The sequence below is a fragment of the Comamonas flocculans genome (genome assembly GCF_007954405.1).
Taxonomy (GTDB): Bacteria; Pseudomonadota; Gammaproteobacteria; order Burkholderiales; family Burkholderiaceae_C; genus Comamonas_C; species Comamonas_C flocculans.
Genome location: NZ_CP042344.1, coordinates 962356 through 984603 on the forward strand (window position 1 = coordinate 962356; position 22248 = coordinate 984603).

Annotated in this window: 22 protein-coding genes and 1 rRNA gene; 3 read left to right on the forward strand and 20 right to left on the reverse strand. The window is 68.1% G+C overall.

Going from position 1 to position 22248, the window contains the following annotated elements; all coding sequences use genetic code 11:
* Window positions 1–76 precede the first annotated feature (76 nt).
* From FOZ74_RS04755 to FOZ74_RS04795, 10 genes are all read right to left on the reverse strand, one after another.
* Complete coding sequence (locus FOZ74_RS04755) at window positions 77–586, reverse strand: YbaK/EbsC family protein (protein ID WP_146911994.1); 510 nt, start codon at window positions 584–586, stop codon at window positions 77–79.
* A gap of 30 nt (window positions 587–616) precedes the next feature.
* Window positions 617–1276 (reverse strand): LysE family transporter, encoded by a 660-nt coding sequence (locus FOZ74_RS04760; protein ID WP_146911995.1) that lies wholly within the window; start codon window positions 1274–1276, stop codon window positions 617–619.
* 3 nt (window positions 1277–1279) lie between these two features.
* Window positions 1280–2188 carry a hydroxymethylglutaryl-CoA lyase gene (locus FOZ74_RS04765; protein ID WP_146911996.1) on the reverse strand — a complete coding sequence of 303 codons (909 nt, stop codon included), beginning with the start codon at window positions 2186–2188 and terminating at the stop codon, window positions 1280–1282.
* Window positions 2189–2262: 74 nt separating this feature from the next.
* Complete coding sequence (locus FOZ74_RS04770; RefSeq protein ID WP_255437794.1) at window positions 2263–3189, reverse strand: 2-hydroxyacid dehydrogenase; 927 nt, start codon at window positions 3187–3189, stop codon at window positions 2263–2265.
* On the reverse strand, window positions 3186–5198 hold the full coding sequence (locus FOZ74_RS04775; RefSeq protein WP_146911997.1) for an acetyl/propionyl/methylcrotonyl-CoA carboxylase subunit alpha: 2013 nt from the start codon (window positions 5196–5198) through the stop codon (window positions 3186–3188). The genes FOZ74_RS04770 and FOZ74_RS04775 overlap by 4 nt, the downstream gene beginning before the upstream one ends.
* On the reverse strand, window positions 5191–5313 hold the full coding sequence (locus FOZ74_RS16270) for a hypothetical protein (RefSeq protein WP_255437795.1): 123 nt from the start codon (window positions 5311–5313) through the stop codon (window positions 5191–5193). The genes FOZ74_RS04775 and FOZ74_RS16270 overlap by 8 nt, the downstream gene beginning before the upstream one ends.
* A 13-nt stretch (window positions 5314–5326) precedes the next feature.
* Window positions 5327–6076, reverse strand: coding sequence for a DUF4126 domain-containing protein (locus tag FOZ74_RS04780; protein WP_146911998.1), 750 nt, complete (start codon window positions 6074–6076; stop codon window positions 5327–5329).
* A gap of 230 nt (window positions 6077–6306) precedes the next feature.
* Window positions 6307–7092 (reverse strand): enoyl-CoA hydratase/isomerase family protein, encoded by a 786-nt coding sequence (locus tag FOZ74_RS04785; RefSeq protein WP_146911999.1) that lies wholly within the window; start codon window positions 7090–7092, stop codon window positions 6307–6309.
* On the reverse strand, window positions 7089–7598 hold the full coding sequence (locus FOZ74_RS04790) for a DinB family protein (protein WP_146912000.1): 510 nt from the start codon (window positions 7596–7598) through the stop codon (window positions 7089–7091). The genes FOZ74_RS04785 and FOZ74_RS04790 overlap by 4 nt, the downstream gene beginning before the upstream one ends.
* A gap of 20 nt (window positions 7599–7618) precedes the next feature.
* Complete coding sequence (locus FOZ74_RS04795; protein WP_146912001.1) at window positions 7619–9241, reverse strand: carboxyl transferase domain-containing protein; 1623 nt, start codon at window positions 9239–9241, stop codon at window positions 7619–7621.
* Window positions 9242–9423: 182 nt separating this feature from the next.
* Here FOZ74_RS04795 and FOZ74_RS04800 point away from each other — a divergent pair, with 182 nt between their 5' ends.
* Entirely contained in the window at window positions 9424–10473 is a 1050-nt protein-coding gene (locus FOZ74_RS04800; protein ID WP_146912002.1) for an AraC family transcriptional regulator, read from the forward strand.
* Here the strand turns inward: FOZ74_RS04800 and FOZ74_RS04805 are convergent.
* Both FOZ74_RS04805 and FOZ74_RS04810 read right to left on the reverse strand, forming a co-directional pair.
* Window positions 10449–10850 carry a YchJ family protein gene (locus tag FOZ74_RS04805; RefSeq protein WP_146912003.1) on the reverse strand — a complete coding sequence of 134 codons (402 nt, stop codon included), beginning with the start codon at window positions 10848–10850 and terminating at the stop codon, window positions 10449–10451. The two genes, FOZ74_RS04800 and FOZ74_RS04805, sit on opposite strands and share 25 nt — an antisense overlap.
* Complete coding sequence (locus tag FOZ74_RS04810) at window positions 10847–11977, reverse strand: acyl-CoA dehydrogenase family protein (protein WP_146912004.1); 1131 nt, start codon at window positions 11975–11977, stop codon at window positions 10847–10849. The genes FOZ74_RS04805 and FOZ74_RS04810 overlap by 4 nt, the downstream gene beginning before the upstream one ends.
* Before the next feature lie 161 nt (window positions 11978–12138).
* Between FOZ74_RS04810 and FOZ74_RS04815 the strand changes: the two genes are divergently transcribed.
* Both FOZ74_RS04815 and FOZ74_RS04820 read left to right on the forward strand, forming a co-directional pair.
* Complete coding sequence (locus FOZ74_RS04815) at window positions 12139–13998, forward strand: SLC13 family permease (protein ID WP_146912005.1); 1860 nt, start codon at window positions 12139–12141, stop codon at window positions 13996–13998.
* The gene (locus tag FOZ74_RS04820) at window positions 13995–15059 is read left to right on the forward strand and encodes a hypothetical protein (protein ID WP_146912006.1); all 1065 of its coding nucleotides are present in this window, start codon (window positions 13995–13997) and stop codon (window positions 15057–15059) included. Before FOZ74_RS04815 ends, FOZ74_RS04820 begins: the two co-directional genes overlap by 4 nt.
* A 6-nt stretch (window positions 15060–15065) precedes the next feature.
* Here FOZ74_RS04820 and FOZ74_RS04825 read toward each other — a convergent pair whose 3' ends face one another.
* The 8 genes from FOZ74_RS04825 to rrf all read right to left on the reverse strand — a co-directional run bounded on the left by FOZ74_RS04825 (window position 15066) and on the right by rrf (window position 22210).
* The gene (locus tag FOZ74_RS04825; protein ID WP_255437796.1) at window positions 15066–15719 is read right to left on the reverse strand and encodes an SDR family NAD(P)-dependent oxidoreductase; all 654 of its coding nucleotides are present in this window, start codon (window positions 15717–15719) and stop codon (window positions 15066–15068) included.
* Between the two features lie 86 nt (window positions 15720–15805).
* On the reverse strand, window positions 15806–16987 hold the full coding sequence (locus tag FOZ74_RS04830; protein ID WP_146912008.1) for an acetyl-CoA C-acyltransferase: 1182 nt from the start codon (window positions 16985–16987) through the stop codon (window positions 15806–15808).
* Between the two features lie 32 nt (window positions 16988–17019).
* The gene (aceK, locus tag FOZ74_RS04835) at window positions 17020–18819 is read right to left on the reverse strand and encodes a bifunctional isocitrate dehydrogenase kinase/phosphatase (RefSeq protein ID WP_146912009.1); all 1800 of its coding nucleotides are present in this window, start codon (window positions 18817–18819) and stop codon (window positions 17020–17022) included.
* A 22-nt stretch (window positions 18820–18841) separates the two neighbouring features.
* Complete coding sequence (can, locus tag FOZ74_RS04840) at window positions 18842–19504, reverse strand: carbonate dehydratase (RefSeq protein WP_146912010.1); 663 nt, start codon at window positions 19502–19504, stop codon at window positions 18842–18844.
* Window positions 19505–19541: 37 nt separating this feature from the next.
* Window positions 19542–20732: an isovaleryl-CoA dehydrogenase gene (locus FOZ74_RS04845; protein WP_146912011.1), complete on the reverse strand. Its 1191-nt coding sequence runs from the start codon at window positions 20730–20732 to the stop codon at window positions 19542–19544.
* Window positions 20733–20791: 59 nt separating this feature from the next.
* Window positions 20792–21202, reverse strand: coding sequence for a MerR family transcriptional regulator (locus tag FOZ74_RS04850; protein WP_146912012.1), 411 nt, complete (start codon window positions 21200–21202; stop codon window positions 20792–20794).
* Between the two features lie 68 nt (window positions 21203–21270).
* Window positions 21271–22020 carry a pseudouridine synthase gene (locus tag FOZ74_RS04855; protein WP_146914080.1) on the reverse strand — a complete coding sequence of 250 codons (750 nt, stop codon included), beginning with the start codon at window positions 22018–22020 and terminating at the stop codon, window positions 21271–21273.
* Window positions 22021–22097: 77 nt separating this feature from the next.
* A 5S ribosomal RNA gene (rrf, locus tag FOZ74_RS04860) occupies window positions 22098–22210 on the reverse strand.
* Window positions 22211–22248 lie beyond the last annotated feature (38 nt).

Here is a 22248-nt window from a genome sequence, read left to right on the forward strand (position 1 = left end):
AGCCGGTACGGTATTTCACCCTCGCCCCTTTGGGGAGAGGGCCGGGGTGAGGGGCCGCGCCAGCCGCCACACTTTTTCAGGCGCTGGCCTTGGGCGCCTGCACCACGTCGGCCACGGGCGCGCCGGTCAGGCGCTCCAGGTCTTGCGGCTTCAGGCGAAACACCGCGTTCGGGTGCCCGGCCGCGGCCCAGATCTCGTCGAAGCGCAGCAGCTCGCGGTCGATCAGGGTGACCGGCGCCGTGGTGTGCCCCACGGGCGAGACGCCGCCGATGGTGAAGCCGGTGGCGCGCTTGACGAAGTCGGCGTCGGCACGGCCTGTGGGGCCGACCAGGGCGCTGACCTTTTTTTCATCCACGCGCCGGTCGCCCGAGGTGATGACGAGCACGGCGGCATCGTCGCTCTTGCGCCGGAAGATGATGCTCTTGGCGATCTGGCCGACGGTGATGCCCAGCGCGTCGGCCGCCTCCTGCGCGGTGCGCGCGGAGCTGTCGAGCATTTGCGGGGCGTGGGGGTGGCCGGCGGCAGCCAGCGCCGCCACCACGCGCTGCACGCTGTCGTTCAAGGGGAGGGAAGTGGTTTCAGCCATGAAGCGACTTTAGAGCAAGGCCAGCGCCCTTTACGCTCTGGCCACCCGACCTACAAAGGCCAGGCTTGCGCCCATGGCCATCAGCACCGCCCCGGCAATGCGGTTTTGCGTGCGCTGCGCGCGCGCCGAGTTGAGCCATCCGCGCAGGCTGGCGGCCAGCAGTGCGTAGCCGTGCATCACGATGAAATCGACCGTGATGGTGGTGGCCAGCAGCACCAGCAATTGCGGCACCAGCGCGCGCGTGGGAGCCATGAACTGGGGCAGCACCGCCACCATGAAGACGATGCCCTTGGGGTTGGTGGCGTTGGTCAGCAGGCCACGCAGGAAGCGCTGGCGCGCGCTCAGCAGCGGTGCCTGGACGGGCGATGTCCGGGCGGCAGCGCCATCCACCCCGCCTGCCAGCGCCACGGGGGCGCGCCACTGGTGCAGCCCCAGCCACAGCAGGTAGGCCGCGCCCAGCACCTTGACGACGGTGAACGCGGTGCCGGAGGCCAGCAGCACCGCACCCACGCCCGCTCCGGCCACCAGCAGGATGAGCGCCAGCCCCGCCTGCAGCCCGAGGATGGTGACGCTGGCCGCGCGCACGCCCCAGGAGAGGCCGTGGCTCATAGCCAGCACCGCGCCCGGCCCGGGCGAGAGCGCGATGGCGATCGCCGCCACCAGGTAGGCGAGCCAGAGATGCAAGGTCATGATTCAGCCCGCGCGCTTGTTCAGGATGGCCACGGCCACGCGCGACTGGGGCCGCTTGCCCAGCACGCCGCTGATGAAGGCCCCGGCGTCCACCAGCTTGTCCAGGTCGATGCCGGTTTCCACGCCCAGACCGTGCAGCAGATAGACCACGTCTTCGGTCGCCACATTGCCCGTCGCGCCCTTGGCGTAGGGGCAGCCACCCAGGCCAGCGACGGAGGACTGGAAATTCCACACGCCCATCTGCAGCGCGGCCAGGGTGTTGGACAGCGCCTGGCCGTAGGTGTCATGAAAGTGGCCGCTCACGTGATCGATGTCGTAGTGCCTGAGCACGGCCTCGATGGCGCGCTGCACCTTGAGCGGCGTACCCACGCCTATGGTGTCGGCCACGTCCACGCGCTGCACGCCTATGCCCTTCATCAAACCGGCAAGGTAGGCCACCCGCTCGGGGGCGATGTCGCCCTCGTAGGGGCAGCCCACGGTGCAGCTCATCGCGCCGCGCACGGCCACGCCGGCGGCCAGCGCGGCCTGCACCACCGGGGCAAAACGCTCGATGCTCTCGGCGATCGAGCAGTTGATGTTGCGCTGGCTGAAGGCCTCGCTGGCCGCGCCGAAGACGACGATTTCGTCGGGCCGGTCCTGCACCGCCGCCTCCCAGCCCTTGAGGTTGGGCACCAGCACGCTGTAGCGCACGCCCACCTGGCGCTGCATGCCTTGCATCACCGCGTGGTTGTCGGCCATCTGCGGCACCCACTTGGGGCTGACGTAGCTGGTGACTTCGATTTCGGCGAGGCCAGCTTCTTGCAGCTTGTGGACCAGCGCGATCTTGTCGCTGCTGGCCACCGGCTGCTTCTCATTTTGCAGGCCGTCGCGCGGGCCGACGTCGATGAGGCGGACTCGGGAGGGAAGAGACATGGCGTTCACTCGGATGGCAAGAGATGGGGGAACGATTGTGCGGCGATCGGCCCGGGGCTGCACTGCCGCCGGCCTCAATACCCCCGCGCCAGATCGACCTGGCCGGGCAGCGGCGCACCCGCGGCATGGGCCTGCAGCGCCTGCGCCACCTGGGCGGCGGCGGCATCGCGCCGCGTCATGCCCGAGATGTGCGGGGTCAGCACCACGCGCGGGTGCGTCCACATCCAGTGGCCGGCGGGCAGGGGTTCTTCGGCCATCACGTCCAGCGCGGCGCCGGCGATGTGGCCGCTGTCCAGCAGGGCGCGCAGCGCATCTTCCACCACCAGCGCGCCGCGTGCGATGTTGATCAGGTAGCTGCCGCGCGGCAGGCGCGAGAGGCGCTCGTGGTTCAGCAGGCCGCGGGTTTGCGGCGTCAGCGGCAGCAGGCAGACCAGCATGCGGGTGGTGGCCAGAAAGGCGTCCAGCCCGGCCGCACCCGCGAAGCAGCGCATGCCATCCAGCTGGCGCGGCGTGCGGCTCCAGCCCGCCAGCGGGAATTCAAACGCCTGCACCGCCCGCGCCACGCGCTGGCCCAGCACGCCCAGGCCGAGCAGGCCCACGGTGAAGTCCGCACGCGGCTGCAGGGGGTGGCGCAGCCACTGCCCCTGCGCTTGCTGGGCGCCGTAGCGATCCAGCTCGCGGTACCAACGGATCAGTGCATGGCAGACGTATTCGGCCATCTGCACCGCCATGCCGGCGTCCTGCAGGCGCAGCACCTTGGCGTGGGGCGGCAGGCGCAAGGCCAGGAGCTGGTCCACGCCCGCGCCCAGGTTGAAGATGAGCCTGAGCTGCGGCTGCTCGTCAAACAACTGCTGCGGCGGGTTCCAGACCAGGGCCACCTCGCAGTCGCTGGGCAGGCCGGCTTGCCAGACGGTGATGTCGGCTTGCGGCAGCACGGCGCGCAAGGCGCCCAGCCAGCCGTCGGGGCGGGCTTCGCTGGCGTCGTGCAGCAGCAGTTTCACGCGGGCTGGCCCAGGCGCAGCAGCTCGTCGCCTTCGGCCACCTGGTCGCCGGGCGCGTAGAGCACCTCCTGCACCACGCCGTCCTGCGGCGCGGCGATGGTGTGCTCCATCTTCATGGCTTCCATCACGGCCAGCGCCTGGCCCTTGGTGACCTTGTCGCCGGCCTGCACCGCAATCGAGACCACCTTGCCCGGCATGGGCGCGGTCAGGCGCCCGCCCTCGGCCGCGCCTTCGTCGGCACGCGAGAGCATGTCCAGCTCGGTGATGCGCGCCGCTCCGTGGGTGGCAAAGACGTATTCCTCCTCGCCCAGCGCATGCACCTGCACCAGTTCGCGCCGGTCGCCGTAGCGCAGGTCGATGCGGCCATCGGGCAGCGCGGTGATGGACAGCGGCCGGGCTTCGGAATCGCCCACCTGCAGTTGCAGGCCATCGTCCAGGTAGCGCAGCTTGGCGACGACCGGCTCGCCCTGGTATTGCAGATCGACCCGGCGCGTGGCCACGCCGTGCGAGCGAAAGCCGTCGGTGCGGCTGAAGGGGTCGAAGGTTTCGGCGGCGCGCTCGGCCAGCACGGTTTGCGCCACGGCGGCGGCCACGACCAGGTCGCGCCCCAGCGGGTCCTGGTTGAACAGGTGGTCGGCCTCGCGCGGGATCAGCGCGGTATCGAGCCGCGCCTGGCGAAAGGAGGCTGTGGCCAGCAGATGGCGCAGGAACTGCACGTTGGTCTGCAGCCCGGCGATGTGCGTGGCGGCCAGCGCGGCATCGAGCCTGGCCAGCGCCTCCTGGCGTGTCTTGCCGTGCACGATGAGCTTGGCGATCATGCTGTCGTAGTAGGGGCTGATGGCGTCGCCCTCGCGCACGCCGTCGTCAAAGCGCACCGCGCCGATTTCAAACGCCACGTGCGCGGGCTTGCGGTACACATGCAAAGTGCCGGTGGCGGGCAGGAAGTCCTTGTCCGGGTTTTCGGCGCAGATGCGCGCCTCGATGGCGTGGCCGTGGATGACGAGCTGCTCTTGCGCCAAAGGCAGCGGCTGGCCCGCGGCCACGCGCAACTGCCACTCCACCAGGTCTTGCCCGCTGATGGCCTCGGTCACCGGGTGCTCCACCTGCAGGCGGGTGTTCATCTCCATGAAGTAGAACTGCATCTGCTCCGGGTGCGCGTAGCCACCGGGTTGCTCGACGATGAATTCCACCGTGCCCGCGCCCACATAGCCCACGGCGCGCGCCGCCGCCACGGCGGCCTCGCCCATCTGGCGGCGCAGCTCGGGCGTCATGCCGGGCGCCGGGGCCTCTTCCAGCACCTTCTGGTGGCGGCGCTGGGTAGAGCAGTCGCGCTCGAAGAGGTAGACGTAGTTGCCCTGGGTGTCGCCAAAGATCTGGATTTCGATGTGGCGCGGCTGCTGCACCAGTTTTTCGATCAGCACCGCGTCATTGGCAAAGCTGTTGGCCGCCTCGCGCTTGCAGGAGGCGAGCGCATCGGCAAAGTCCTCGCTCTTGAACACCTCGCGCATGCCCTTGCCGCCGCCGCCAGCGCTGGCCTTGATCAGCACCGGGTAGCCGATCTGGTCGGCCTCGCGCTGCAAGAGCTGCGGGTCCTGGTCTTCGCCCTGGTAGCCCGGCACCAGCGGCACACCGGCCTTGGCCATCAGGCGCTTGGATTCGGCCTTCAGGCCCATGGCCTGGATGGCGCTGGCGGGCGGGCCGATGAAGACCACGCCGGCATCGGCGCAGGCGTGGGCAAAAGCTTCGTTTTCACTCAGAAAGCCGTAGCCGGGGTGAATGGCCTGCGCGCCCGTGGCCTTGGCGGCGTCGATGATGCGCTGCCATTGCAGGTAGCTCTCTGCCGGCGCATTGCCGCCGATGTGCACCGCCTCGTCGCAGGCGAGCACGTGCTTGGCGTGCGCGTCGGCATCGGAATAGACGGCGACGGTCTTCACGCCCATGCGCCGCGCGGTGGCGGCGACGCGGCAGGCGATTTCGCCGCGATTGGCGATCAGGATTTTTTCAAACATGGCGCCCTCCGCGGCTCATCGCCTGCTGCACGCTGGCGCGTGCCACGCAATTTGGTGAAACGTCTGCGTTGCAGCCGTTTTCGCCGCGGTTGGCAATCAGGATTTTTTCAAACATGGATTTCTCCTCATCAATTCAATGGCGCAGGCGCCGCCGACACGCCGAAGAAGGATTTCAAACGGCGCCAGACGGCCAGCAGAAAACGAAACAGCAGCACCAGCAGCAGGGCAGACACCAGCACCATCACCACCAGCGCCACGCCAAACCACAGCGGGTGCGCGATGGCCAGCCAGACGATGCCCACCACCAGGCCATCCTCGAACAGCGAAGCCAGGCCATTGGAAAACGGCTCGGGCGACGTGTTGATGGCCGCGCGGGTGGTGGCCTTGGTGGCAAACGAGGTGGCCGCCAGCGAGCCGCCCAGCAGCCCCGCCACCAGCCCCAGGGTGCCCGAATCGGCGCCAAACACGCCGGCCGCCAGCAGCGCCCCGGCGGGGATGCGGATGACGCTGTGCACCGCGTCCCAGGCGCTGTCCACCCAGGGAATCTTGTCGGCGAAGAATTCCACGAACATCATGAAGCCCGCCGCCGTCAAGACCGCCGGATGCTGCAGCACCTGCAGTCCCGCGGGCAGCGCAATCCAGCCCAAGGCGCCCATGCCGCCGACCAGGAACACTACCGCATACAGCCGCAACCCGCTGGCCCAGCCCAACGCCGCCGCCAGCGCCACCAGCCCGGGCATGTCCAGCGTGGCGGCAGCGCGGCCCACCGCATCGCCCACCTGGCCCGCGACCTGCCCTGCCGCGTCCGCTGCCTGCGGCGCAACGTGAATGCCCAGGCCGTGCAGCCATTGGACGAAAGTGCCGATGGGCGTGCTCATGGCTTCTCAAACCTTGCCCGCCCCGGCATTTGCTCCCTCTCCCTTTGGGAGAGGGCTGGGGTGAGGGCCGGGGCCTCGGCGGACACCGCCCGTCCAATCCAGCGCCTGCAGCCCCTCACCCGGCCTCTCCCCAGAGGGGAGAGGGGCAATTCCATCAATTCGATAGCTGTCAGCGCTTGCCAGGCAAGCGTTTGAGGCCGATTTTGCTTGAAACAACACGGCACACTTTCTCAAGACACCAGCCAGTTGGGTTTGCGCTTTTGCAGGAAGGACTGCACGCCCTCCTTGCCTTCATCACTGGCGCGGATGTCGGCAATGCCTTGCACCGTGGCGGCGACCAGCGCGGGCGTGATCTCGCGCTCGGCCACGTCGCGCACCAGTTGCTTGCACACGCGTACCGCGTTCGGGCTGGCGCTGGTCAGCGCCTTGAGCCAGGCGGCCACGGTGGCATCGAGCTGCTCGGCCGCAACCACCTCATGCACGAAGCCGATGCGGTGCGCCTCGGCCGCGCTGAAGCGCTCGGCCGTCAGGAAGTAGCGGTGCGCCGCGCGTGCCCCCATGGCGCGGATCACGTAGGGGCTGATGGTGGCGGGGGCCAGGCCCAGCCGCACCTCGCTCAGGCAGAAGTGCGCGCTGTCCACGCTCACCGCCAGGTCGCAGGCGGCCACCAGCCCCATGCCACCGGCGTACACGTCGCCCTGCACGCGGGCAATGGTGGGCTTGGGGCATTCGTAAATCACGCGCAGCATCTCGGCGAGCTTGGCGGCGTCCGCCAGGTTCTCGCCCCGCGTGTAGTCGGCCATGCGGCGCATCCAGTTCAGGTCGGCGCCCGCGCAAAACGCCGGGCCCTCGGCGGCCAGCACGATGGCGCGCACGTCGGCGCGGCCGCCCAGATCGGTGAAGGCCTGCGTGAGCTCGGCGATGACTTCGTCGTTGAAGGCGTTGCGCACTTCGGCCCGCGTGAGCGTGATGGTGGCCACATGGCCTTGCATGTCGGTATGAACAGCCGTCGTCATGTCGGGGTTTCCTCTTGCAGCATGTAGACCAGATCCAGTTCAGGACAGGGCTGCCCCAGCGCCGTGAGCACCGCAGTCACCTGCCCGCGGTGGTGCGTGCCGTGGTTGAACACGTGGGCCAGGGTGGCGGCGAAGGGCAGCGAGGCCGCGCTGCCGCGCATCGTCGTGTAGTCGAGCGCGCCGTCAAAGCGTTCCGCTGGCCAGCTTTCGATCAACGGCTGCCAGCGCGCGGCGCCTTCGAGCAGGCGCTCGGCCAGGCGCGTGCGATCGGGCTCGACTTCGTCGTTCAAGGCCACGCGGGGGGATACGCCCTCGGCAAAACGCCGAAACCACAACAAATGCTCACCCACCAGCAGGTGGCCCAGCGTGCCGTGGATGCTCTTGAAAAATAGCCCTGCGTCACGTCGGTAGTCCGCCTCGGGCAGGGTCGCCACGGCGTCCAGCACACGGCGCGTAGCCCACGCGTTGTAGCGGGCCAGAGTGGCGAAGTGGGAATGCGGATCCATTTCAACACCAAGGTCGAGGTTTACATCCGGAACACGCCAAACTTCACGTCTCCGATCGGCGCGTTGTGCGCCGCCGACAGGCCCAGCGCCAGCATGCGGCGGGTGTCGGCGGGGTCGATCACGCCGTCGTCCCACAGACGGGCGCTGGCGTAATACGGGTGGCCCTGCTCCTCATACTGCTGGCGGATCGGGGTCTTGAAGGCTTCTTCTTCCTCCTTGCTCCACTGCCCGCCCTTGCGCTCGATGCCGTCGCGCTTGACGGTGGCCAGCACCGTGGCGGCCTGCTCGCCGCCCATCACGCTGATGCGCGCGTTGGGCCACATCCAGAGAAAGCGCGGGCTGTAGGCGCGCCCGCACATGCCGTAGTTGCCCGCGCCGAAGCTGCCGCCGATGATGACGGTGAACTTGGGCACGTTGGCCGTGGCCACCGCCGTGACCAGCTTGGCGCCGTGGCGCGCGATACCTTCGTTCTCGTACTTGCGCCCGACCATGAAGCCGGTGATGTTCTGCAGGAAGACGAGCGGGATCTTGCGCTGGCAGCACAGCTCGATGAAGTGCGCGCCCTTTTGCGCCGATTCCGAAAACAAAATGCCGTTGTTGGCGATGATGCCCACGGGCATGCCTTCGATGTGCGCAAAGCCGCAGACCAGCGTGGTGCCGAAGCGCGCCTTGAATTCCTGGAAGACGCTCTCGTCCACGATGCGGGCGATGATCTCGTGCACGTCAAAGGGCTTGCGCGTGTCCTTGGGGATCACGCCATAGAGCTCTTCGGGTGCGTACCTGGGCGGCGCGGGCTTGCGCAGCGCGCCGGCGGGCGTCTTGGTGTGGTTCAGGTGCGCCACCACCTCGCGCGCCAGGGCCAGCGCATGGGTGTCGTTCTGCGCCAGGTGGTCGGCCACGCCCGACAGGCGCGTGTGCACGTCGCCCCCGCCCAGGTCTTCGGCGCTCACTTCCTCGCCGGTGGCGGCCTTCACCAGCGGCGGGCCGCCCAGGAAGATGGTGCCCTGGTTCTTGACGATGATGGACTCGTCGCTCATCGCCGGCACATAGGCACCGCCCGCCGTGCACGAACCCATGACCACGGCGATCTGCGCAATGCCCTGCGCGCTCATGTTGGCCTGGTTGTAGAAGATGCGGCCGAAGTGGTCGCGGTCGGGGAAGACCTCGTCCTGGTTGGGCAAGTTGGCGCCGCCCGAGTCCACCAGATAGATGCAGGGCAGGCGGTTTTGCTGGGCGATCTCCTGCGCGCGCAAGTGTTTCTTCACCGTCATCGGGTAGTAGGTGCCGCCCTTCACCGTGGCGTCGTTGCACACGATCATGCAGTCCACGCCCGAGACGCGGCCTATGCCGGCGATCAGACCGGCCGCCGGCGCGCTGTCGCTGCCGTCACGGTCGGGGTACATGTGCAGCGCGGCCAGCGGGGCGATCTCCAGAAACGGCGTGCCGGGGTCCAGCAGCATCTGCACGCGCACGCGCGGCAGCAGCTTGCCACGGCCCAGGTGCTTCTTGCGCGCCGCCTCGCCGCCGCCCTGCCCCACCTTGGCCACCTGGGCCTGGAGGTCATCGACCAGCGCACGCATGGCCTGGGCATTGGCCTGGAAATCGGCCGAACGCGGGTTGAGCTTGGTTTGCAAAACCGACATGGGATGTCCTTCATCTATCGTTTTGAGAGCTGCTAGCGCTTGTCCAGCAAGCGTTTGAGGCCGATTTGACCCATATTCCTGGCGATGCTCCCGGCGCCGCACCTGAAGGACTTTAGCGCTTGTCGCCCCCTGCGGGGCGCCAGACAAGTTGCAAATCCTGCCACCCCAATGCACACTGGCGCATGCCCGATGTCCGCTCCGCACGCAGTCCCCAGGCCCGCACCCCCGTCGCTCTGGTCCTGGATGTGCTTCGAGCCTACGAGGCCCGTGCCATGGACCCCGGCGATGCCTTGGCGCAGGCACAAATCACGCCAAACCAGCTGGACCGCAGCGGCGGCTACGTGACCGCCCCGCAGTTCGAGCGCCTGTGCGCCGCCGCCATGCGCGAGCTGGACGACGAGGCCCTGGGCTGGTTCAGCCGTCGCCTGCCCTGGGGCAGCTACGGCATGCTGGCGCGCGCCTCCATCACCTCGGCGCATCTGGGGCTGGCACTGGCGCGCTGGTGCCGCCACCATGCGCTGCTGACCGACGACATCCGCCTGCACCTGAGCCACGAACGCAGCAGCGCACGCATAGCCATCACGCAGCACCGCCCGCTGGGCCGGGGCGACACCTTGCGCGAAATGTGCCTGCTGTCCACGCTGCGCAACCTGCACGGCCTGGCCTGCTGGCTGATCGACACGCGCCTGCGGCTCATGCAGGTGCAATTCCCGTTTGCCGCACCGCCGCACGCCGGGGTGTACCCGCTGCTGTTCCCCGGCCCGGTGCGTTTTGGCGCGCCCCAGGCCGCCCTGGAATTTGACGCGCGCCACCTCACCCTGCCACTGGCGCGCGACGAGGCCGCCCTGCAGCGCATGCTGCAGCGCGCGCTGCCGCTCACCGTCTGGCAATACCAGCGCGACCGCCTGCTGGTGGCGCGCGTGCGCCAGTTACTGGGCAGCGACCCGGCCATGCTGCAAAGCGCGGTGCTGGTGGCCGATGCGCTGCACCTTTCAGAGCGCACGCTGCACCGCCAGCTGCAGCAGGAAGGCGCCTCGCTGCAGCAGCTCAAGAACGAAGTGCGCCGCGCCCAGGCCGAACACCTGCTGCGCCACACCGAACGCCCCGTCAAGCAGGTGGCGCAAGCGGCCGGCTTTGCCAGCGACAAGAGCTTCGCCCGCGCCTTTCGCGGCTGGGCCGGCTGCTCGCCGCAGCAATACCGGGCGAGTTACCGCCAATCACCATCCACGTAATACCAGCGCCCACCCTCGCGCACGAAGCGGCTGAGCTCATGCATGCGCGTGGCCTTGCCGTCTGCACCCCGGCAACGGGCGATGAATTGCACCTCGGCGCCGTGCTCGCCCGTCTGCCGATGCAGGCGCACCTCCAGGCCCAGCCACTTCACGCCCGCATCGAAACGCACGCGCGAGGGGCGCTTGCTTGCATGCCAGGTGGCGCACAGATAGGTTTCGTCCTCGCGCACATAGGCGCTGTAGCGCGAGCGCATCAGGCTTTCGGCGTCGGGCGCGGGCGTGGTGTCGAAGTGGTCCAGGTAGCGCCCGCAGCATTCGGCATATGCCAGGGGTTGGCCGCGTGCGCCCAACCGGCCGCAGGGGCAGGCCTGGCTCATGCCAGCGCGCGCTGGATGATGATTTTCTGCACGTCGCTCGTGCCTTCGTAGATCTGGCACACGCGCACGTCGCGGTAGATGCGCTCCACCGGGAAGTCGCTCACGTAGCCGTAGCCGCCCAGCGTCTGGATGGCGGCGCTGCACACGCGCTCGGCCATCTCGGTGGCGAACAGTTTGGCCATGGCCGCCTCCTTCAGGCAGGGGCGGCCGGCGTCGCGCAGGCTGGCCGCGTGCCAGATGAGCTGGCGCGCCGCCTCCAGTTGCGTGGCGCAGTCGGCCAGGCGAAAACCCACGGCCTGGTGGTTGAAGATGGGCGTGCCGAAGCTCTCCCGCTCCTTGCTGTACTGCAGCGCGCAATCGAGCGCCGCGCGCGCCATGCCCACGCTTTGCGCGGCGATGCCGATGCGCCCGCCCTCCAGCGCGGAGAGCGCGATGCGGTAGCCCTCGCCCTCGGCGCCGATCAGGTTGGCGGCGCTCACGCGGCAGTCGTCAAACTGGATCTGCGCCGTGTCGCTGCTGTGCTGGCCCAGCTTGTCCTCCAGCCGCGCCACGGTGTAGCCCGGCGTGCGGGTGGGCACGATGAAGGCGCTCATGCCGCGCTTGCCCGCGGCCTTGTCGGTCACGGCGATCACGATTGCGACCTGCCCGTTCTGGCCAGAGGTGATGAACTGCTTGACGCCGTTGATCACGTACTCGCCACCTTCCAGCGTGGCCGTGGTGCGCAGCGCGGAGGCGTCCGAGCCGACGTGCGGCTCGGTCAGGCAGAAGGCGCCCAGCATTTCGCCGCGCGCCAGCGGGGTGAGCCAGTCGCGTTTTTGCGCCTCATTGCCGTAGCGCATCAGGATGGCGTTGACCGGGCAGTTGGTCACGGAAATCGCCGTGCTGGTACCGCCATCGCCCGCGGCGATTTCCTCCAGCACCAGCGCCAGCGTCAGGTAGTCCAGCCCCGCGCCGCCGTATTCTTCGGGCACGCAGATGCCGTAGGCACCCAGCGTGGCAAGGCCCTGATGCACCTCGCGCGGAAAGTGGTGCTCCTTGTCCCAGCGCGCGGCGTGGGGCGTGATCTGCTCGCGCACGAAGTCGCGCACGGCGTCGCGGATCATTTCCTGGTCTTGGGTCAACAACATGGGGCAGCCTGCATAGGTGGGGGCGCTGCGGGGCAGCGCGCAAACAGGCCGATTCTTTCACAGCACCGCAGCGGCCGCGCCACGCTTTGCCAGACGGCGCCCGGGGACTGTAGGATTGCCCCCGCCTTGCGAGTCCGCCCGGCCGCCTTTGCCCGACGCCCATGCCCGCCGACACTGCCGCCCTGCTGCGCGCCCATCCGCTGTTTGCCCGCTGTTCGCGGCTGGACCACGCGCGGCTGCTGGCGGCCGCCACGGCCTGCCAGTTCAAGGCGGGAGAGCGCCTGTTCGAGGCCGGCGCGCCGTCCGAGCATTACTACTGGATCACCGCCGGCACGGCCAAGCTGTCCAGCACCCGCTCGCAGACCGCCGGGCCGGGCGACGGCCTGGGCGCCGAGGCCTTCGCCGACGGCACCGCCAGCGACAACCGCTACCTGGCCAGCGCCACGGCGCTGACCGACGTGAGCGCGCTGCGCCTGGAGCGCGGCGCGCTGCGCACGCTGCTGGCCAGCCGGCCGCAGCTGAAGTCGGCTGCGCTGGCGGAACTGGCCCGCTCCCTGGGGGAACTGGCGCCGCCCGCGCCTGCCGCCCCCACTGCCGGCGCGGGCGGTGCCTTGGCGGACGCGCCCCTGCCCTGGAAGGCACTGCTCGGGTGGCTCGCCACCATGCTGCTGTCGCCGCTGGCCTGGTGGATGGGGCAGCGGGCCGGGCTCACCCCGCAGGCGGCGGTCTATCTGGGCCTGTTCACCATGGCCGCGCTGATGTGGCTGTTTGCGCTGGTGGACGAATACATCCCGCCGCTGATCGCCGTCGTCGCCATGCTGTTCATCGAGCTGGTGCCGGCGCGCGTGGCACTGCACGGGTTCTATTCACGCACCTTCATCCTGCTGCTCGGGGTCTATGCGGTGTCGGCCGTGGTGGTGGCTTCAGGGCTCGCTTACCGGCTCATGCTCTGGACGCTGCTGCGCCTGCCGGACACGCCGTTCTGGCACCGCTCGGCGCTGACCTTCTTCGGCATGGTGCTGTCCATCGTCATGCCGTCGTCCAACGCGCGCCTGGCGCTGATGCTGCCGCTGTACAAGGAGATGGACGCGAGCCTGGGCGCGCGCAACCATTCACCCGAGGCCAGCGCGCTGGTGGTGGCCACCTTCACCGGCGCGACGCTGTTCTCGCCGCTGCTGCTCACGGCCAAGAGCTCCAACCTCGCGGCCTTCGCGATGCTGCCCGCGCAGGTGCGGCTGAACTTCCAGGGCATCACCTGGCTGCTGGGCGCGGCGGTGGTGGCGCTGGGCTTCATGCTGGTGCATTTTTTCGTCATGCGCCGCGCCTGGCAGCCGGGCCAGCGCACGGCCCTGCCGCTGGCGCGCATCCGCACGCAGCTGGCCACGCTCGGGCCACTGCAGCCGGCGGAATGGGCGGCGGCGCTGGCCTTCACCACCTTCGTGCTGGGCGCGGCGCTGCCGCAGTGGCACCAGTCGCAGGCCGCCTGGCTGGCGGGGCTGGTGCTGGTCGCTCTGATGGTGCTGGGCCTGCTGGACAAGAGCGGCTTCCAGAGCAAGATCGACTGGCCCACGATCTTCTTCCTGCTGTGCCTGGACGGCTTCACCGACGCCATCGGCTACCTGCAGCTGGACAAGGCCATGCTGCAGGTGCTGATGCCGCTGCTGGGCTGGATCCACGGCGACCTGGTCTGGTTCACGCTGCTGGCGCTGTTCGTCACCGTAGCGCTGCGCCTGGCGCTGCCGACGACGGCCGGCATGGTTCTTGCGGCCACGCTGCTGTTGCCCATAGGGCTGGCCAACGGCATCCACCCGTGGATCGTGGTGTTCCTGACCTCGCTGTTTTCCGACATCTGGTTCATGCCCCACCAGCAGTCCTCGTTTGCGCAGCTGCAGGGCGCGGGCATGCGCCAGCGCTGCGATGAAGGCCTGTTCTTTCGCTACGCCTGGTGGCTCAACGGCGTGCGCGTGCTGCTGGCGTTTGCCAGCATTCCCTGGTGGCGCTGGCTGGGGCTGGACGGATGACGCCGCGCCGCATCCTCGTCGCCTGCCTGTGCGCCTTCGTGCTGCTGCTGTTTGCGCTCCTGATCGCGTTCAACCACGCCAAGCCGCGGCTGCTGGTGCTGCACACCTCCTCCGAGGACGGGAACTGGGAGCAGCTGTTCGACGGCGGCGTGCGGCGCGCGCTGGCCGGCAACCGCCAGCCGCTGGCCGTGCGCTGGCACTACATGAGCTTTTCCGACGCCGAGGTGCAGAGCAGCGCGGAATGGCAGGCGGCCAGCGCCCGGGCGCGCGCGGTGGTCAATTCCTGGAAGCCCGACGTGCTGCTCATCGTCGGCGAAGAGGCGCAGCAGTGGCTGGGCTACCGCTACGTCTCCGAGGACCCGCGGGCGCAGCGCCTGGTCTATGCCACCGGCGAAGACCCGCAGCGCTTTGGCTACCCGGGCGCGGCCAACGTCACCGGCGTGCGCGAGCTGCTGCCGCTGGCGCAGATCCGCGACCTGCTGGAGGTGCTGGAAGGACGGCCGCTGCGCATTCAGGCGCTGGGCATGGCAGACCCCACGGGCGAGGTCGAGCGCGACCAGGTTCAGGCCTTCGACTGGCAGCGCCACCTGCTTGCGCCGGTGCAACTGGTGGACACCTACGCCCAGTGGCAGCAGGCGGTGCGTGACGCGGACGGCAAGGCCGACGTGCTGCTGGTGCTGAGCTTTGCCGGCATGCCGCGCTCGGCGGGCGAGCCTGGCGTCGTCGATTCGCTGGAGGTTGCGCGCTGGACCGAGGCGAACGCCGGCCCGCTGGCCATCAGCGTGCGCGAGCGCTTCGTGCAGGGCGGCGGGGCGCTAGCCATCGCGCCCTCGGCCGAAGGCCTGGGCGAGCAGGCCGGGCGCCTGGCGCTGCGATCCCTGCACGACGCGGCGCTGCCCGCGCCGCAGGACAGCGAGGACTTCGCGGTCGGCGTGGGGCTGCAGCCCCTGGCCCGGCGCGGCTACCAGCTGCCCGGCATCTACGTGCAGGCGGCGCGCGCCGCGCAGCTGCTGATTCGTGATGCGCCGAAGCCGGCCGGCACGCCGCCTGGCGCGCACTGAACGCCGCTACCAGGAGCCCAGGCGCGCGCCCTCCTCGTCGAAGAACGCGCCATTGTCGGCGGCGCCCGCGCTCTGCAGCGTCACGCGCAGCCGCGTCGCGCTGTCGCGCACCCCCAAAGGGGCCTTCTCGCCGCCCATGTCGGTCTTGACCCAGCCGGGGTGAAACAGCGCAAACAAGGCCCTGGGGTAGCTGTGCCGCGCCGAGGCCACCGCCATGTTCAGCGCTGCCTTGCTGGTGCGGTACAGCCAGGCGTTGCTGGCGCTGGCGCTGCCGACCTGCCCCATGATGCTGGTGAGGAAGCCAAAGCGCCCCTGCGTCGCTTCCACCAGCGGCGCCACCACGGGAATGGTCTGCATCGCGCCCAGCACGTTGGTGTGCATCACCCGATCGAACTCCTGCAGGCTGGGCGCATGGCGCGCGTCGCGGCGGCTGCACATCACGCCGGCCACCTGCCAGGCGATGTCGATTTTTTCGCCCTTGAGCCGCTCGCCCAACTGCTGCACGCTGGCCGCGTCGCGCACGTCCAGGCGCAGCGGCGCAAGGCCGAGCCCCTGCAGCGCCTGAACGCCCGCGTCGCTGTGCGCCGTGGCAAACACTTCATCGCGCGCGGCGAGGTACTGGCGCGCCAGCTCCAGCCCCAAGCCCCGCGAAGCCCCCATTATCAAAACCCTGGCCATCGCCGTATTTCCAATAAAAAGTGGCGCAAACCCTTGGTGGACAAGCGCCAGCAGCTATCAAATAAATACTAAAGTACTTCCAGCGCTACCGCCGTGGCCTCACCGCCGCCTATGCACAGCGTGGCCAGGCCCTTCTTCAAGCCGCGCGCCTTCAGCGCATACAGCAGCGTCACCATGATGCGCGCGCCACTGGCACCGATCGGGTGGCCGAGCGCGCAGGCGCCGCCGTTGACGTTGACCTTCTCGTGCGCCACCTCCAGGTCGCGCATCAGCGCCATCGGCACCACGGCGAAGGCCTCGTTCACTTCCCAGAGGTCGACGTCGGCCACGCTCCAGCCGGCCTTCTTCAGCGCCTTCTCGGTCGCGCCGATCGGGGCGGTGGTGAACCAGTTGGGCTCCTGCGCGTGCGTGGCGTGCGAGACGATGCGCGCCAGCGGCTTGCAGCCCAATTCCTTGGCCGTCGATTCGCGCATCAGCACCAGCGCCGCCGCGCCGTCGTTGATGCTGGAGCTCGATGCTGCGGTGATCGTGCCGTCCTTCTTGAACGCGGGTTTGAGCGAGGCGATCTTGTCCAGCCTGGCCTTGGCCGGGCCTTCATCAATAGACACCGTCACCTCGCCCTTGCGTGTGGTAAAGCTCACCGGGGCGATTTCGGCGTCGAAGCCGCCGCTTTGCGCCGCGTGTTGCGCACGTTTGACGCTCTCGACCGCAAACGCGTCCTGCTGCTCGCGCGTGAACTGGTATTTGGCGGCGCAGTCCTCGCCAAAGGTGCCCATGGAGCGGCCCGGCTCGTAGGCGTCTTCCAGGCCGTCGAGCATCATGTGGTCATAGACCTTGTCGTGCCCCATGCGGTAGCCGCCGCGGCCCTTTTGCAGCAGATAGGGTGCGTTGGTCATGCTTTCCATGCCGCCGGCGACCATGACGTCGCGGCTGCCGGCCACCAGCTGGTCGTGCGCGAGGATGGCGCACTCCATGCCCGAGCCGCACATCTTGGACAGCGTCACCGCCCCGGTGCTGCGCGGCAGCCCCGCCTTGTGCGCCGCCTGGCGCGCCGGCGCCTGGCCCTGCCCGGCCATGAGGCAGTTGCCGAACAGCACCTCGTCCACTTTCTCGGGGGCGATGCCGGCCTGCTTGACGGCGGCCTTGATCGCCGCGCCGCCCAGGTCGTGCGCGGCGAGCGCGGAAAAATCGCCCATGAAGGCGCCCATGGGAGTACGGGCGGCACCGACGATGACGATGGGATCTTGCATTTTCAATCTCCTGAGGGAATCAACGGAAAGTCTCACACCGCGACGCGGTGCGTATCGAAGCGGCGCTCCACGCCATAGGGGAAAACATCATAGAGGTGGCCCTGGCGTATGCGTTCCTGGTGCGCCTGCCAGTATTCGGGCGTGAGCAGCTCACCATGGTGGCGCAAAAAAATGTCCCGCACGGCAGGATGGCCGAGCAGGAAGGGCGCAAAGGTCTCGGGAAACACGTCGCGCGGACCGACGGGGTACCACACCTCGCCGGACAAGGCTTCTTCTTCGGTACGCGGCTCGGGTACGGCGCGGAAGCGGCAATCGGTCAGGTACTCGATCTCGTCGTAGTCGTAGAACACCACGCGCCCGCCCCGCGTCACGCCAAAATTCTTCCACAGCATGTCGCCCGGGAAGATGTTGGCCGCCACCAGGTCCTTGAGCGCCTTGCCGTATTCGATGACGACGCGCTCGAGCTGCGCGCCGACCTCGGGCCGCTCGATTCCGGCGTCCAGCAGCTCTTTCAGATGCAGGTTCAGCGGCACCATGCGCCGCTCGATGTAGAGGTGGCGGATGATCACCTCTTCACGCCCGTCGCGTTCGCTGAGCTCGATCTGGCTGGGCGCCTCGGCCAGCAGCTCGGCCATCAGCTCGTCGGAAAAACGCTCGCGCGGCAGCGCCACCAGGCTGTATTCCAGCGTGTCGGCCATGCGGCCGACGCGGTCGTGGTGCTTGACCAGCAGGTACTTGGACTGCACCTGCGCGCGCGTGGTCTCCTTTTGCGGCGCAAACCTGTCCTTGATGAGCTTGAACACGTAGGGAAAGCTCGGCAGGTCGAACACCAGCATCACCGTGCCCTTGATGCCGGGCGCGATGCGCAGCTGGTCGCTGGAATGCTTCAGGTGCGAGAGGAACTCGCGGTAGAACAGCGTCTTGCCCTGCTTGGCCAGGCCAATGGCGTTGTACAGCTCGGCCACGGGCTTTCTCGGCATCAGGCTGCGCAGGAACTGCACGCAGGCGCTGGGCACGTCCATGTCCACCATGAAGTAGGCGCGGGCAAAGCTGAAGAGCGCCAGCAGGTCGTCCTCGCCAAACAGCATCGCGTCGATGTACAGGCGGGCGTCCTCGGCGTGCAGGATGGGCAGGGCAAAAGGCAGTTCGGCATAGCCATTGATCACCTTGCCCACGAGGTAGGCGCCCTTGTTGCGATAGAACAGGCTGGCGAGCACCTGGATCTGGAAGTTGGCGCGCAGCGTGAAGGCCGCAATGCGCGGCGCCAGGGCCGAGTGCACCAGCGCCATGTCGCGCTCCAGGTCCTCGAAGGGACATTGCAGATCGAAGTCTTCGACGATGCGCCGCAGCGTCTCCCGCAGACTTTGTGCCTGCGGGTAGTAGGCGCGGTAGCTGGGGCGCGCGTCCCTGGCGTGGTCTTCCAGGTAGTCGGTGCTCACCGCCGGGCGCACGAAGATGAAGTCGTTGTGAAAGTGCGTGCGGTGCAGGATCTTGGTCGTGACCGAGTTGAAGAAAGTCTCGGCCAGCTCGGGCTGGCGGTGCTCCACCAGCAGGCCGATGTAATGCAGCTTGACCTGGTGCCACAGCGCCATGGGCAGGCTGGCGGCATCGAACTCCTTGTTCAGCCGGCGCACGCATTCGAGCACGCGCAGATCGTAGAACTCGATGCGCTCGCGCTGGGCGCGCTGCTGGCCGTGCCAGTCCCGTGTTTCAAAACGGTGCTTGGCGCGCGCCGATTCCAGCCGAAACAGCGAGTAGTGCCGGTTGAAGCCATCGACCATGGCCCGGGCGATCTCCCAGGCCTGCGGGGCATCGAGGCGCTCGGAAGGCATGGCGCGCCCCGCCGGCAGCAGTTCAGCCGCGCCCGCGCGTGCCTACGAGCGCGACGGCGTCGCGGTAGGCCGCTTGCAGCCCGTTGACGCTGGGCACGGACATCTTCAGGTCGGTGATCAAGCCATCGCTCAGGCCGTAGCACCAAGCGTGCAGTTCGAGCTTCTGTCCGCGCGCCCAGGCATCCTGGATCACGGTGGAGTGCGCGATGTTCACCACCTGTTCGATGGCGTTGAGCTCGCACAGCACGTCGTGGCGCCACTGCACCGGGGTCTTTTCCAGCAGCGCCAGGTGCCTGTCGCGCACGTCCTGCACGTGGCGGATCCAGTTGTCCGCCAGGCCGATGCGCTGGTCCTGCAGCGCCGCCAGCACGCCGCCGCAGCCGTAGTGGCCGACGATCATCAGGTGCGCAACCTTGAGCTGGTCCACCGCGTACTGCACCACCGACAGGCAGTTCAGGTCGGTGGGCACCACCACGTTGGAAATGTTGCGGTGCACGAAGACCTCGCCCGGCTCCAGGCCCGAGATCTGATTGGCCGGCACGCGACTGTCCGAGCAGCCTATCCACATGTAGCGCGGCTTCTGCTGCGCCTTGAGCTTGGTGAAGAAGCCCGGGCGCTCTTTCTCCATCTGCGCCGCCCAGGCGCGGTTGTTCTCGAACAGATCGGCAATATTCGTCGTAGGCATCAAGCCTCTCCTATGGGTTTTCGGGCAGAACTGCTGCTCAACAGGTTTCCGCGAACAATTCGCGGCCAATCAGCATGCGGCGAATCTCGCTCGTGCCCGCGCCAATCTCGTAAAGCTTGGCGTCGCGCCACAGGCGCCCCAGCGGAAATTCGTTGATGTAGCCGTTGCCGCCATGGATCTGTATGCCCTCGCCCGCCATCCAGGTGGCCTTTTCGGCGCACCAGAGGATGACGCTGGCGCAGTCCTTGCGCACCTGGCGCACGTGGTCCTTGCCGAGCATGTCGAGGTTCTTGGCCACGGTGTAGGCAAAGCTGCGCGCCGCCTGCAGCACGGTGTACATGTCGGCCACCTTGCCCTGGATGAGCTGGAACTCCCCTATGCTCTGGCCGAACTGCTTGCGGTCGTGGATGTAGGGGATGACGTTGTCCATCACCGCCTGCATGATGCCGAGCGGCCCTCCGGTGAGCACCGCGCGCTCGTAGTCCAGACCGCTCATCAAGACCTTGGCGCCGTTGTTCACGCCGCCCAGCACGTTCTCCGCCGGCACTTCCACGTCCTGGAACACCAGCTCGCCCGTATGGCTGCCGCGCATGCCCAGCTTGTCGAGCTTCTGCGCGATCGAAAAGCCCTTCATGCCCTTCTCGATCAGGAAAGCGGTCACGCCGCGCGCACCGAGCTCAGGCTCGCTCTTGGCATAGACCACCAGGGTGTCGGCGTCCGGCCCGTTGGTGATCCACATCTTGGAGCCGTTGAGCAGGTAGTAGCCGCCCTTGTCCTCGGCCTTGAGCTTCATGCTGATCACGTCCGAACCGGCACCCGGCTCGCTCATCGCCAGCGCGCCCACGTGCTCGCCGGAAACCAGCTTGGGCAGGTATTTGGCCTTCTGCGCCTCGCTGCCGTTGCGGTTGATCTGGTTCACGCACAGGTTGCTGTGCGCGCCGTAGGACAGACCCACCGAAGCGCTGGCGCGCGAGATTTCCTCCATCGCAATCATGTGCGCCAGGTACCCGAGGTTGGCGCCGCCATACTGCTCGGGCACCGTGACGCCCAGTACGCCCAGATCTCCCAGCTTGCGCCAGACGTCCATGGGAAACTGGTCGCTGTGATCGATCTCGGCAGCCCGGGGCGCGATCTCGGCCTGCGCGAAGTCCCGCACCGCGTCACGCAGCGCGTCGATGTCCTCGCCCAACTGAAAGTTCAGGCCCGGCAGAGAGTGTGCAGTCGCCATGGTGTCCTCCTGAAAGCCGGGCGATGCCGGCAGTTAAGTTACGTTTACGTAAACGTCAATTATCCGGCATTTCTTTCTTGTGCCTGCGCCAGCCTGGACAGCAGACCCAGGGCCTCGCGCTCGTGCTCCTGCACCTCGTCCAGGTTGGCCTGCAGATCCTGCATCTGCGCTTCCAGTTCGCGCCGATGCTGCCCGAGCACCTGCAGGAACTTGCGCAGCTGGGCGCCGGTGTCGCGCGGGCTCTCGTACAGATCGATGATTTCCTTGGCCTGGGTCAGCGACAGGCCCAGCCGCTTGGCGCGCAGCGTCAGCTTCAGGCGCGTGCGGTCGCGCCCGCTGTACACGCGCGAACGTCCGCCAGGGCCGGAACGCGTGGGCCGCAGCAGGCCCATGTCCTCGTAAAAACGAATGGCACGCGTAGTCAGGTCGAACTCGCGCGCCAGGTCGCTGATGGTGTAGGTTACGGACATAGTCTCGAACAGGCCCCGGGAGCGGGGCCGCCAGTCCGATTCTAGGGAGGCCGCGACCGCAGGCCAAATCAGGGCAGCGCCGCGGTGCCAGCCAGGCGCAATTGTTCGGCGTCCAGCCAGCGCCACTGGCCGGGTGCGAGATCGTCCGGCAAAGCCAGCGCGCCGATCTGCACGCGATGCAGCCGTTCGACACGATTGCCGACGGCAGCCAACATGCGTTTGACCTGGTGGTATTTGCCCTGGGTAAGGGTCAGATCGAGCACGCGCTCGGCCAAAGCCTCGCACGCGGCGGCGGCCACCGGCCCGGGATCATCATCCAGCACCACGCCAGCGCGCAGCGCATCGGTCTGGCGCGTGTCGACCGGGTGCCGCGTCCAGACCCGGTAACGCTTGGGCACATGGTGCCGGGGCGAGCTCATGCGGTGCAAAAACTGCCCATCGTCGCTCAAGAGCAGCAGCCCGGTCGTATCCTGGTCCAAGCGGCCGGCCGCCTGCACGCCCGGCGTGCCGCCCCGCACCGGCCGTTGGCGCAGCGGTGCAGGCAGCAGGCTGTAGATGCTGGGGTGGGCCCGCGGCCGTTGGGAGCACTCGGTGCCGGCCGGTTTGTGCAGCATCAGATAGGCCTTGCGCTGAAACGGCCAATCCTGGCCTTCGACGCGCAGCACCAGGCCTTCTTCGTCCACCTCCTGGCCGGGCTCCCGCACGGTATGCGGCGCCGGACCTCGCCCATGGAGCGCAACACGGCCGCTCTCGATCAACGCGCGGCAGTACCGGCGAGTTCCGAAACCCTGGGAATAAAGCGCATCCGCCAATTGCACGTCTCGGGTATCCAGAAAAAACCAAACCCCCTGTCGTTTGCCATTGTAAACGGGCAGGGGGTTGTTGATCAAATGGTGCCTGACGATGACCTACTTTCACACGGGATTCCGCACTATCATTGGCGCGAAGCTGTTTCACGGTCCTGTTCGGGATGGGCAGGGGTGGTTCCGGCTTGCTATTGTCATCAGGCGTAAAGGGTAGCTGCACGGGGGGGCGTTGTGGTGCCT